Source organism: Pullulanibacillus pueri (assembly GCF_014639255.1).
Classification (GTDB): Bacteria; Bacillota; Bacilli; order Bacillales; family Sporolactobacillaceae; genus Pullulanibacillus; species Pullulanibacillus pueri.
The window spans coordinates 1-13180 of record NZ_BMFV01000032.1; the positions used below are offsets into that span (position 1 = coordinate 1).

Annotated in this window: 11 protein-coding genes and 1 pseudogene; 11 read left to right on the top strand and 1 reads right to left on the bottom strand. The window is 41.9% G+C overall.

Features of this window, described 5'->3' with window-relative positions:
• Positions 1 to 65: 65 nt before the first annotated feature.
• Entirely contained in the window at positions 66 to 839 is a 774-nt protein-coding gene (locus IEV91_RS16690; protein ID WP_188498606.1) for a substrate-binding domain-containing protein, read from the bottom strand.
• Positions 840 to 897: 58 nt separating this feature from the next.
• Between IEV91_RS16690 and IEV91_RS16695 the strand changes: the two are divergent.
• From IEV91_RS16695 to IEV91_RS16745, 11 genes and pseudogenes are all read left to right on the top strand, one after another.
• Positions 898 to 1668, top strand: a pseudogene (locus tag IEV91_RS16695) (glycoside hydrolase family 130 protein); the annotation flags it as partial.
• A gap of 538 nt (positions 1669 to 2206) precedes the next feature.
• Positions 2207 to 2464 carry a hypothetical protein gene (locus IEV91_RS16700; RefSeq protein WP_188498571.1) on the top strand — a complete coding sequence of 86 codons (258 nt, stop codon included), beginning with the start codon at positions 2207 to 2209 and terminating at the stop codon, positions 2462 to 2464.
• A gap of 80 nt (positions 2465 to 2544) precedes the next feature.
• Complete coding sequence (locus IEV91_RS16705; RefSeq protein WP_229745626.1) at positions 2545 to 2844, top strand: retropepsin-like aspartic protease; 300 nt, start codon at positions 2545 to 2547, stop codon at positions 2842 to 2844.
• Between the two features lie 414 nt (positions 2845 to 3258).
• Complete coding sequence (locus IEV91_RS16710; protein ID WP_188498572.1) at positions 3259 to 4407, top strand: ROK family transcriptional regulator; 1149 nt, start codon at positions 3259 to 3261, stop codon at positions 4405 to 4407.
• 122 nt (positions 4408 to 4529) lie between these two features.
• A complete protein-coding gene (locus tag IEV91_RS16715; RefSeq protein WP_188498573.1) occupies positions 4530 to 6008 on the top strand; it encodes a sodium:solute symporter family protein in 1479 nt (492 codons plus the stop codon).
• Positions 6009 to 6088: 80 nt separating this feature from the next.
• Complete coding sequence (locus IEV91_RS16720; protein WP_188498574.1) at positions 6089 to 7360, top strand: AGE family epimerase/isomerase; 1272 nt, start codon at positions 6089 to 6091, stop codon at positions 7358 to 7360.
• 19 nt (positions 7361 to 7379) lie between these two features.
• A complete protein-coding gene (locus IEV91_RS16725) occupies positions 7380 to 8651 on the top strand; it encodes a neutral/alkaline non-lysosomal ceramidase N-terminal domain-containing protein (protein ID WP_188498575.1) in 1272 nt (423 codons plus the stop codon).
• Positions 8652 to 8665: 14 nt separating this feature from the next.
• Positions 8666 to 9436: a glucosamine-6-phosphate deaminase gene (locus IEV91_RS16730; protein WP_188498576.1), complete on the top strand. Its 771-nt coding sequence runs from the start codon at positions 8666 to 8668 to the stop codon at positions 9434 to 9436.
• Positions 9437 to 9438: 2 nt separating this feature from the next.
• Positions 9439 to 10614 (top strand): N-acetylglucosamine-6-phosphate deacetylase, encoded by a 1176-nt coding sequence (locus IEV91_RS16735; protein WP_188498577.1) that lies wholly within the window; start codon positions 9439 to 9441, stop codon positions 10612 to 10614.
• An 18-nt stretch (positions 10615 to 10632) separates the two neighbouring features.
• Complete coding sequence (locus tag IEV91_RS16740) at positions 10633 to 11388, top strand: sugar isomerase domain-containing protein (protein ID WP_229745627.1); 756 nt, start codon at positions 10633 to 10635, stop codon at positions 11386 to 11388.
• Between the two features lie 377 nt (positions 11389 to 11765).
• Positions 11766 to 13154 carry an aminotransferase-like domain-containing protein gene (locus IEV91_RS16745; RefSeq protein WP_188498579.1) on the top strand — a complete coding sequence of 463 codons (1389 nt, stop codon included), beginning with the start codon at positions 11766 to 11768 and terminating at the stop codon, positions 13152 to 13154.
• Positions 13155 to 13180 lie beyond the last annotated feature (26 nt).

The following is a 13180-nucleotide window of genomic DNA, read 5'->3' on the forward strand; positions in this document are numbered from 1 at the left end:
GCCGGCCGGTAGTTTAGGCTTATAGCCTTTGTGCAAACCACCCTTTGGAAGGGTGGTTATGATTATTACCAAGCTTTAACTCTAATCGCCGTCGACTCCCTTACGAGTAATTGAGTAGAGATGAGGATCTCTTCAAAAGGTTTATTGGGGTTTTCTATTCTTTGAAAAAGTTGTTCGACTGCCTTTTTTCCGTAATGTTTAAGGTCAATATCTACGGTTGTTATTTTAGGAGTGGCGATTTGCGACAGCTGGCCGTTATCAAATGAACAAACGGAGACTTGGCCTGGAATGTTGAGGCCCATTTGCTTAAGCCTTGAAGAGACAAGGAAGCCATGCCCATCATTGACGCAGAACCACGCGGTCGGTTGCTCCGATAAAGCAGTTATAAATTGTTCAATCTCCTCTTCCTTCTCTTTAGCGCTTGAGAAAATGAAGTTTTTATTAGGAGAAATGTTGTGTTTTCTTAGAGCTAAAAGATACCCTTCGAGGCGTTCCTCATAACTTGGTGAGAACTCAATATCACCGACAAAGGCGATATCTTTATGTCCGAGCTGGATAAGATGCTCAACAGCGTTATAAGCTCCGAAGCGATTATTAATGAGAATAGAATCCGCCTGAAAGTGGGGATCATGGTGATCAATGAGCACCGAGGGGATTCCTGTAGAGAGAACCTTGGATATATATTCTGTTGGAAGATGAGAGAGGATGAGTAGCCCATCAATGTTAAGATTGTTAAGTAAAGAGGGTAAGACGAGCTTCTCTGCGGTATGATGACTAATAGACTCAATGAATAAATGCATCCCACGATTTCTAATTTCCTCTTCAACACTTAAGTAAATTTGTCCGAAAAAGTCTTTTAAAGAAAAGGCAAATTCATGAAGGAAAGGTGAAAGTGCAGAGTTTGCCTATCTAACATCGCTTTCCTATATACGGATTGCGAGAAGTCAGGACGGGCAGCATTTTACCATTGATGACAATCCCCTTGTTTACCCCTCGAATGATTTAGAGATCTTTGGGATTGAGGATCCAAGAGTCACACGCATTGAGGATACTTATTACATTTATTTCAGTGCTGTTTCTCCATTAGGGGTCGGTGAAGCTCTTGTGGCGACAAAAGACTTTAAAACGGTAGAACGCAAAGGCATGATCTTTGCTCCAGAAAATAAAGATGTTCTGATTTTTCCGGAGAAAATAAACGGTAAGTATTATGCTCTGCACCGTCCTGTACCCAAGAGTGTAGGGGGACCCGAAGTTTGGATTGCTGAATCTACGAATTTAGTCCATTGGGGCAATCATAAGCATTTATTAGGGTTACGTGAAAGTATGTGGGATAACGGTAGAATTGGTGGCGGTGCTGTTCCGATAAAAACGGATAAAGGCTGGCTGGAACTCTACCATGGTGCAGATAAAGACCATCGTTATTGTATGGGGGCTGTTTTACTCGATTTAAATGACCCTACTAAGGTTATTGCTCGGTCGAATCAACCGATTCTCGAACCAGAAGCCGATTATGAAGTCGAAGGTTTCTTTGGAAATGTCGTCTTTTCCTGTGGGGCTTTACTAGAAGGGGATAAGGTCAAGATCTATTATGGTGTCGCTGATACTTCAATGGCAGGTGCAGAACTGAGCTTGCAAGACATACTTGATACTTTAGTTTACTTAGATTAGTCGGTTATAATGTGGCAAGAGAACAGCTAAGTTTTTTACGTCTCTTTTCGTTTGAAGAAGGTAAACGAATAGAAGTATATTTTTACTCTGAAATTGGGGGATTCCCTGGTTTCGGAGTTTTTTTTAGGTTTTGTTTTTTATTTTTTAACGGTCTGCCATTTTTTATATTCACCTTTAAAAGTGAAGAGGTTTTCTATAAGGATGGAAAAAAGGCGTAATCGGCATACTCTAGCGAAAGCTCGAGGAAACTCATAATGAAGTTTGAAAATGCTTGAAAAATACTTTTTATTAACGATAAAATTGCACTAAAATATCCGCTTGGAAACTTCCAATTATCCTACATATAAGCTTCTAAGGTTAAAGAAAAGAAAGACCAACACGAAGAGTATGTCCTAGAGACGAGTATGGTTACTAAATATCGAATATTGTCTCCATGGATTAGAAGGATATTTTGAAACACATTAATCAATGAGCTAGAATCGAAAAGTGAGAATTTGATATAATGAAGTAAAATAAGGATAAGTGGGAGGCGTAGTCCTTGAAGTGGCAAGAAGTCAGGGAGCAGTTTCCAAATGAGTGGATAGTTTGTGAGGCATTGAAATCTCGTTCAGAGGATGGTTATTGCATCATTGATGAGGTATCAATTATTGACCGATTTCCCGATTCTGCTGATGCTATGAAGCACTATTATAGGTTGCATCGTGAAGATCCATTTCGGGTATATGGTTTCTTTCACACTTCCCGTGAAACATTACAACTTCGTGAGAAATGGACAGGTATAAGAGGCCCGCGATGAATATAGATGTGAGATATGGATAGCCGTTTGTAAAAGTTATTATCAACTTCCGTGGAAAATGTCTTCAATTAAATAATGTTTTGCTAGATACAGGATCTGCTGGAACTGTTTTTAATGCAAATGTTGTTGAGAAAATTGGTGTTAAGGTAGAACCAGGGGATATATTGAACAAAATTAGGGGAGTTGGCGGTATGGAAGTTGTTTATTCCAAGCATTTTGACCATATTCAGATTGATGACATTTTGTTAGAAAACTTTGAAGTTGAGATCGGGGAAATGGATTACGGGTTGGAAATGGACGGTATTCTTGGATTTTACTTCATCAGATCTACAAATCTTGTTATTGACTTAAAAGACCTTCGGATTACTAAAGGAGGTTAATCCCTAGCGAAATGCTACCATCGCTCGAAATTTTTTTGCTGAAGTATTCCACGTCGGTTGGAAGACGTCATTAACTTTTAAAAAAATCAAAAGTTACGCCATATTGGAAAGAATGAGGAGAGGACATCATGTTCTCTCTTTTCCTATAACGTCAAAATATTTAACTTGCTGAGACCTTATGGCTATCGTCATTAGACTTGGTGACAACCCTAATGTGTGAAGGTGTATGCCTGGACATCAGGTTGTGCTTAGCGAAGCGGTGAAGTGTCAGCTAAGAATTTCTACAACTTAGGTAATTTCGATGATATCAAAGATATCCACTGGTTTAAGATAAGTTATAATAAAAATGAAATAAGAAAAGTGGAAAAAGTAGATTATAATAGCATTAATAGTGTATATGAAAGGTGATTTGAGATGAAAAAAGGTCCTGCTTTGCTGCGTGAGGTCAATAAAAAACGTGTGCTGGCTTATTTAAGAACGCATAATGTGAGTTCACGACAAGAAATAACTGAGAGCCTGGGCCTTAGTAAAAATACTGTTTCCTTAATCATAGACGAGTTTCATAAGCAGGGTGTCATCAGTGAAGTGGGGATTGACTCTATCGGAGTGGGGCGACCGAGGAAGAAAATAGCGATTAATCCTAATATCTTTTTTTCTGTAGGCGTACATATTAGGCATTATTCCATAGAGGTGGTCGTCACCAATTATCTTGGGACTATTGTAGATAGCCGAACGATTAAAGTAGAAATTCAAGATCCAGATCACTTTTTTAAAGAAATAGAAATGCTATGGTCGGAGCTTGAAAAGAAATACGAGACTATTTTGGGTCTTGGGATCGCTGTTCCGGGATTAGTGGATCCTGAACAAGGGCTGCTCCATTATTCAGTGCATCTCGGATGGGAGAATGTGAATTTTGTAGAACGGTTAGAAAGTCTTTCTGTTCCCATTCAAGTGTTTAATCGCGTTAAGGCGGCAGCGTTATCGCCAGTAAAGGTTATCCCAGAAGGGGCCGAGAGTACCTTTTATCTCCGAATCGATGAGGGAGTGGGAGGGGCGCTAGTTTTAAATAATGATATTTTAAATGGGTTTAGTAATACTGCAGGTGAGATTGGTCATCTTAGCATTCAGGCGGATGGGCCGCTTTGTTCTTGTGGCCAGCACGGCTGCCTTGAACGATTAGTCTCTCTTCCCTTTGTCGTAGAGGAGTTAAAGGAACGGGGGGTTCATCTGCTTTATGATGAGGAGCAAACAAAACCCTTATCCGAACTTCTTTTCATTCAGGATGGATTTAAAGCGCTAAATCAGGTGATGGAAGAAATTGGCCAGCATACAGGGGCGGGCTTAGCCACGATTATTAATCTATTCAATCCCCAGTATATTGTGGTAGATAGTCCTTATAATGGAATAGAGGCATTTAAACAATCGACATTGTCTTCCATGATGAATAAAGCCTTATCTCATCCTGCGAAGCATGCCAACTTAGTATTTGCCAGTCCATCTTTATCCTCAGCATGGGGGATGGCACTAGCAGTCATCACGAAATTTGAAACGCCAAAACGTTAATAAGGAAATTCCACCCAATTTTAAAAATTTCAGAATATAATTTACCTTTAGATTTATTTGTGATATATTTATGTTTAATTAGTCATAAGTTAGGACTAATTAAACTAAGAGGAGGGAATTCAATGGGTGGAATTGATTGGTTTGTCCTTATTTTATTTTTCTTCTTGATGATTGGCATAGGCGTTTGGTCTTTCCTAAGGGTTGGAGATGCTGAGGATTACTTTACTGCTGGTGGGAAAATGCCTTGGTGGTTATCGGGGATTTCTCACCATATGTCAGGGTATAGTGCCGCTGTTTTTGTGGCCTATGCTGCGGTAGCCTACCAGTATGGCTTCACACTTTACTTTTGGTGGGCCATTCCCGTTTCGATTGCTATTTTTGTTGGTGCCTTCACGATTGCACCACGATGGGCGAGATTACGCGAAAAGTATAATATTGCTTCTCCAATGGAGTACTTGGCCTCTAGATACAATGTCCCCACACAGCAAATCATGGCTTGGAGTGGTGTCATATTAAAGGTCTTTGATGTAGGGGCAAAGTGGGCGGCTATTGCGATTGTCCTACAAGTTTTTTCTGGTCTACCATTATGGGTTGGGATATTGATATCCGGTGGTGTTTCTCTAATTTATTCAACCATCGGGGGCTTATGGGCGGATGCCTTAACAGATTTTGTTCAATTTATCATTCAATTAGTGGCAGGCTTTACTATGTTCTTCATTGTTCTGGCGAAGCTTGGCGGATTTGGCGAAATCGGCGGGATGTGGAGTAAATTACCTGCTCATCATAGTGATCTTCTTGCCGGGCCATACACGTTTTGGTTTGTTTTTGCGTACCTGTTTATCGATTTTCTGAGCTACAACGGCGGAACATGGAATCTTGCACAAAGATATATTGCGACACCAAATGCTAAAGAGGCGAAAAAATCAGCTCTTCTTTCCGGTTTTCTATACTTACTATGGCCATTGATCTTATTTTTCCCGATGTGGGCTGCACCCATTTTATTCCCGAATTTAGAACAACCTGATCAAGCTTATGCGATCCTAGCGACCAATCTATTGCCTTCAGGACTTATTGGTTTAGTTTTAGCGGGGATGTTTAGTCACACTATGGCGATGACCACTTCGGATGCCAATGCGATATCCTCTGTTGTTACGCGAGATATTTTACCGGTTTTGACGGGGAAAAAGCATAGTTTGTCCTCTAAAGGGGCTTTAGTTGCGGGTCGTTTGACAACGCTGATCTTTGTATTACTTACTTTGTTAATTGCTGTTGAACAAAATAGCTTCGGCGGTGTTTTAGGATTGATTATTACTTGGTTTGGTGCCTTAGTCGGACCTGTATCGATCCCCATGCTTCTTGGATTATTACCGGTCTTTCGTTATTGTGGTCCAGCCGCTGCGATCACGTCCATTATCGGTGGTGTCGTGATGTTCTCACTTGATAAATTTGTTTTTGATGTCGGAACAGCAGCAACCGTTGGCTTACCGATTTTAGTTTCCTTTATCCTATTTGTTGTTGTCGGTTACTTTACAAGAAGTGTCGGCGTGCGCCAAGAGGTGACGGACATTTTAAGTTCGATTAGTAAAGATCGTGCACTCTAATAATAATATAGAAGGATAATCATTTATGGTGAATCAGTAATCAGGGGTAGATCTATCATAAGCAGAAAGGGAGCATGGTCATGGCATTACAAAGCAAGGAACTTTTAAATTTTTATAAAAATCACTTGGAAACCCATCTTCTCCCTTTCTGGCAGCACGCTATTGATCAGGAATATGGAGGAATTTATACCTGTTTTAATAATTCAGGGGATACCTTAGTCAGTCATGATAAATATACGTGGTCACAAGGGCGGTTTATTTGGCTTTGGTCAAAGCTTGCTGAACTGTGCCAGAAAGGAATATTAGAGGGTGATCCTAGCCCTTATTTGGATCAGGCGAGGTTAACGATCGAGTTTCTGTGGAACCATGCGATATTGCCAAACGGCCATTGTGCCTTTCTTTTGACTCGGAATGGGGAATTAAAAGAAAGTCTTCCGGGGAATGGGTTTGATACAAGTTTTTATGCCGATTGTTTCGTCATTTTAGGTCTATCGCGTTTTGCCAGTGTGACGGAGGAGATTCAGGTTGTTGATCGAGCCCTCACTTTATACGATCGATTAACTGAGCGCCTTAAAAAGGGGGACCTCCGTAGTGAACCCTATCCAATTCCAGAAGGGTTAAAGGCCCACTCTGTTCCTATGATTCTTTTAAATATCACAACAGAACTTTATGAATGTCTTAAGTCCTTTAAACATGATAGAGTTCAAGAATTTAAGGTGAATGTCGAAGCCTTTGTGGAAGAAATACTGACGATACATCGTGAGAAAACTGGGCTTGTGACCGAAATGGTCCATGAGGATAGAAGCCGACCCAATACGGAGCTCCTTTGCAGGCATATCAATCCGGGACATACAATTGAGGATATGTGGTTTATTATTCAAGCAGGAAGAACGACACATCATCTAGAGTGGATCTCTCCAGCTGTTGAATCGATTGCTGTTGCTTTGGAAGTGGGTTGGGATCAAGACTACGGGGGATTATTGCGTTTTGTTGATAGAGAAGGTGGTAAACCTAGCGGGTCATTGATAAAGGAACCTTACGAGACGTTGATTTTAGAGACGTGGGATACGAAGCTGTGGTGGCCCCATTCTGAGGCTTTGTATGCTACACTTCTTGCCGAACAGATCACTCATGAGGAGCGGATCCGTCAGTGGTATCAAAAGTTTCATGACTATGTTTTTCATACCTTTCCCAATCCTGATAGTGCTATAGGTGAATGGATTCAAATTCGTGATCGCTTGGGACAGCCGATTGATAAGGTTGTTGCCTTGCCTGTGAAAGATCCGTTCCATATTATTCGCAATGTACTACTCATTATTGAATTACTCGAAGATAAGGATAGCTCTGTATAGATAAATGTGAGGTGAAGTGATGGAAACGGATAAAAATAAGCTTCGATTGGGCGTGGCAAAGGTGAATATTACCCCAACTTTCCCTTTACCTTTAGCGGGATTTGCTCACCGAATCGGTGTATTTAAAGCGGTCAAAAGCTCACTTTATGCCCGAGTATTTCTATTTGAGGATTCAGCAGAACGTTATGTATTGGTTTCAGCGGATCTCATTTGGTGGGGAGACAGTCTTTATCGTGCTATATGTCGGGAGATTGAAAAGTATGGGATTAAAGAGAAGAATATCATGCTCCATGCGACCCATAATCATTCAGGTCCGCAAACCAGTCATAGCGTCACTCCCTCTTTAGGTGTGTCAAATCCTAGGTATCTCTCCATGTTAGTAGAAAAAGTGGCTGAAGGGGTTAGGCGATCGATTGAAAATCTTGAGCCTGTATTTATAGAGCGGGGGTGTGGTCACTGGTCGGAGGGTGTGAATCGCCGGAAAATTGAGAAGGGAAAATGTATAATGGCACCTAATCTCAGTGGGAATCATCATCCTAAGGTGACGGTCATCAAATTAAAAAAAGAGGCTGGGACGACAAAAGGTTTACTAGTACATGCGACGTGCCATCCGACCACATCAGATGAGAATGCTGTCTCATCTGAATTTCCAGGCTACGCCATGGAGGCTTTAGAATACATGGGTGAGGGGCTTGTCGCTGGCTTTTTACAAGGCTTTTGTGGCGATGTACGGCCGGCATTAATAAAAGAGGGACACTTTTTTCGAGGAACGGCTGAGGATGTTAAGAGAGTCGGTCAAAAGCTTGTTGAAACGGTTGGGACCATTTTAGATCAAAGGATGGAGCCCGTTCACCCCTCTAAAGTAATTTTAAAAACAAAAACGATTGATCTTCCTTTTGCCCGTGTGCCAAGTACAGATGATCTTGCTATTAGAAAAGCTGATTCAGGTATTTCAAGTGAATGGGCGCGGCTGCTAGAACAAAACGGGATCCCGACGACGGCATCATTGAAGCTAAGCTATTTTTCTCTCTCGGAAAAACTGACATTTATGACAGCCAATGCTGAGATGTTAGGGGCCTATGAATCTTTAGTGTGGGAGCATTTAGGTCATGATGTTCTGTCACTTGGGTATACCAATGGCATGATTGGCTATGTTCCTACTGCGGAGCAATTGAAGGAAGGCGGTTACGAAGCTGAAGAATCAGCCGCTTATTTCGGCCTTCCGAGTCCTTATTCAGAGAAGGTTGAATGCCTCATAACAAAAGGTTTGACAGAAATAAAAGGAAATTAGAAAGGAAGCGTGGCATGGATAGACAATTAGTGAAGTCAATGACTGTTGATCAATTAAAGATAAAAACATTTGCTGATAGAGACTCAATGGGCGTAGCTGCAGCGCTACATACAGCACGGCTCCTAAGCGAGTTAATGGAAAAGCAAGACCAAGTGCGGATGGTGTTTGCGGCCGCGCCATCACAAAATGAATTTTTGGCACATCTTGTTCAACTGGAACATATTAATTGGCAGCGGATAACGGCTTTTCATATGGATGAGTATATCGGGTTACCGGAGAATCATCCCGCGAGATTTTCTCATTACTTGAATGAACATTTATTTCATAAGGTTCCCTTTGGTGACATTCATTACTTAAATTCTGATGGTGATAAGGCAGCGGCCTGTGAGCGTTATGGGCAACTTATTCAGGCGGCGCCTATCGATATTGTGTGTCTAGGAATTGGTGAAAATGGCCATATCGCTTTTAATGATCCGGGTGTCGCTGATTTTAACGATCCAGAAGTGGTTAAAACGGTTTTATTAGATGAAGCCTGTCGATGGCAACAGGTTCATGATGGATGTTTTCCTGATCTAGCGTCTGTGCCAACAGAAGCGATAACACTCACCGTTCCTACGCTTTCTTCAGCAAAATCTATGGTATGTATTGTCCCTGGCGAAACAAAACGGCAGGCCGTATATGAGACATTAAATGGGCCGATTTCAGAAGCATGCCCCGCCTCCATTCTCAGACGTCATCCACAAGCTAGTCTCTTTGTTGATCAAAAGGCCTATGGGGTAGACTAAAGATGGAGTCTGTACAACAAGAGGTTGTCACTTTTCAAGGCCGTGATTTTCGTACAGGGCAACCCACACAAATAAGTGTCAAAGATGGTGTTATTGTAAAGATCAGTTCAAATATCGAAGGTGCATTCGATGAGAACCTTTGGATCGGACCAGGACTGGTGGATCTCCAAGTCAATGGCTATCAAGGCCATGATCTTAATACTTCCCCTTTAAAGGTTGAGAGTGTGAGACATGTGACCAAAAGTCTATGGCAAGAAGGGGTGACCTCTTATATGCCAACGGTCATCACGAACAGCGACGAACGGATCGAACAAGCCCTCAAGGTGATTGCCCATTTTATTGAAACAGATGAATGGGGTCGGAATATTGCGGGTATCCATCTTGAAGGGCCGTTTATCTCACCGGAAGATGGTCCAAGAGGCGCACATCCACTTGCGTTTGTAAAGCCTCCTGACTGGGAGCTTTTTGAAAAATGGCAGCACGTAGCGAAGGGGCATATTCGCATGATTACGCTATCCCCTGAATGGCCTTCAGCGCCGAATTTTATTAAGAGGTGTGTGGCTAAGGGTGTAAAGGTTGCGATTGGTCACACCGCGGCTAATACTGAGCAAATTAAACAAGCCGTGGAAGCAGGGGCAAGCTTTTCAACACATTTGGGAAATGGCGCACATGCGGTCTTACCAAGGCATCCTCATTATATATGGGATCAACTTGCTGCCGATGAACTTTGGGCCGGTATTATTGGCGACGGTTTTCATTTACCCGTATCGTTATTAAAAGTCATTTACAAGGTGAAACAGTCAAAAACCATATTGGTAAGTGATGCGGTTGATCTTGCTGGGCTATCGCCTGGAAACTATGTGACCCATGTCGGTGGTCATGTGGTGTTAACCCCTGAGGGAAGGCTTCATTTGGCTGATCAACCGCAACTCCTTGCAGGATCTGTAAAATCAATCCGAGAAGGAATGGAAACCTTTTTAAAGGGAAACATTTGCGAATTTCAGAAAGTGTGGGAAATGGCGTCCATTAATCCTTCTACAATGTTAGAACTACCTACAGCAAAGGGACTGACCGCTGGTGCTCCTGCGGATTTGGTCATGTTTAAAATGGACCAGACCGGGCGGCTGAACGTCATTCAAACGATTAAGCGGGGTAAGATTGTCTACAATTTGATGTAAATGAACGGAGGGATATTTTTGAGTCGTGTTATGAGTCAATACCTTGAAAAGATCACAGCACATCTCCATTCTCTACATGATGGCGCAGGTGAAGCTGTCTATCAAGCGGCGGTGTTGGTTGCTGAGCAAATCAAACAAAATAAACTCGTTTTTATCTATGGTCCAGGTGGTCATTCAAATCTAGGTTCACAAGAATTGTTTTTCCGTGCAGGGGGATTAATGCATGTGAGTGCCATTTTGGATGAAGGAACCTTATTAAGTGGTGGGGCCCTGCGCTCCATGGCCATTGAGCGGACACCTGGCTATGGCACAATTGTTATTGATGACTATAATCTCCAACAAGGTGATTTGTTAATTATTGTGAATGCTTATGGGATTAACGCAGCAACCATTGATGCTGCTTTGGAGGCGAAGCGACGAGGAATTACAACGATAGGTGTCACATCGGTAAAGCATGCCGCGCAGACTCCGGAGGATCATCCTGCAAGGCATCCCAGTAAAAAGAATTTATATGAACTCGTCGATGTTGTGCTAGATAGTCAAGTTGATGTAGGGGATGCAGTGGTTGATATTTCAGGATTGGACCAACGCGTTGCTGCCATTTCAACCTTTGCCAATGCCTACCTTTTGAATGCTATGGCAGCCGAAGCGGTTGAGATTTTAGTGGCACAAGGGATCACACCGCCGATTTGGATGAGTGGTAATGCAACGGGTGGGGACGAAGCCAATGCGAGATTCATAGAACAGTTCAAAGGGCGGATTAAGAAACTTTGATTTTGTGACGGACACTAGAGGCAAATGCTTACAAACATTAAGAAGGATAAGATTTACTCAATGTGCTTTGAATGGGATTTCGGGTAAATACATACCCATATTCAAGTGCTATTTGCTTGCCTGCTGACTCTTCACTAAGCACTGATTATTTCAATCGAATAATCAGTGCTCTTTCCTCTTATTGTTTAGCAAAATTATAAAATAAGCATTTTGTGGATTACCGTTTAGATAAATTAAGAAGCGATTACTTCTCGATGATGCCGTTTTTTAAGTTCTATTAAGATCGATACCTGTTTTTCTTGAAAGTTTACTTAACAAGCAGCACACGATGATATAATTGTTTACAATCATATCATTGTGTGGAAAAGGATGTTAGCATGCCAATTAATTCTTTTGAAAACTATCCGATGAGCTGGAAGCCATCGATTGATAAAACTGAAAAGCCTATTTATAAAGCGCTCGCAGGACAATTGGAAAAGGATATCCTAAGCGGCAATTTATTGCCTGGAACAAAACTTCCGCCCCAGAGAGAACTGGCCGATTATTTGGATTTAAATGTGAGTACCGTTTCAAAGGCTTTTAAAGTATGTGAGGAAAAAGGCTTTTTAAGTGCATCGGTTGGAAGTGGAACATTTGTATCATATGATGCTCTATCCAATGCATACTTACTTGAAGAAACAAAGCCGATGCATTTGATTGAAATGGGAGCAACACTCCCCGACAACGCTTCCTACAGGCCGCTGCTACTCCAACTCAAAAGTATGTTACAAGAGACGGATTTTGAGAAGTGGTTTGGTTATGGTCGACCTGGCGAAATCCTTTGGCATAAGGATGCTGCTATCAAGCTCATCCGAAGAGGTGGGTTTGACACAACCGTTGATCATATTTTGTTTGCCAATGGGGGGCAAAATGCGATCGCCGCCACACTGGCAGCTCTTTGTAAGCCTGGGGATCGCATTGGTGTTGATCAACATACGTACCCTGGGTTAAAAACGGTAGCATCAATGCTTAGTGTGCAAATAGTCCCGATAAAATCAGAGGACTATGAAATGAGTCCAACCGCTTTTGAGGATGCGTGTAAAAATTATAATATTAAAGGTGTTTACTTGATCCCAGATTATCATAATCCGACAGCTTCCTTTATGTCTATTGAGAATCGAGAAAGGATAGCAGACATCGCTAAAAAGTATAATCAGTTCGTTATTGAAGATGGATCGTACCATCTTCTCAACAAGAACCCGCTTCCTGCCGTCGCCTCCTTTGCACCTGAACAGGTTATCTATATTGCAAGCTTATCTAAAGCATTAGCACCAGGGTTGCGACTAGCTTATGTAGCCGTTCCAAGTCAATTCAAGGAGCCAATTTCAAAGGCACTTTACAATTTAAATATCACAGTTTCCCCGTTATTAGCGGAACTAACAGCACGTATGATTGTATCGAATCAGTTTGAGGTCTTGATTGAGGGCCATCGGGAACAAACCATTCGCAGGAACCAAGTCGTTAATCACTATTTGGAACACTATACATGCCTAGGTGTTGAGACGGGGATCTTTCGTTGGTTGCTCTTACTTGGAACGATTACAGGTGCTGAATTTGAAGCGCTAGCCGCACAACAAGGAGTACAAGTGTATGCAGCTGAACGTTTTGTCGTTGGAAATAGTTGTCCTGACAGGGCGGTCAGGGTTTCTGTATGTGCACCCGAAACACTAGAAGAGCTCGAACAAGGATTGAGGATTCTTAAAGGCTTACTAAATAATCTTATCTAATATTGTTCGCCATACAATTATAATAT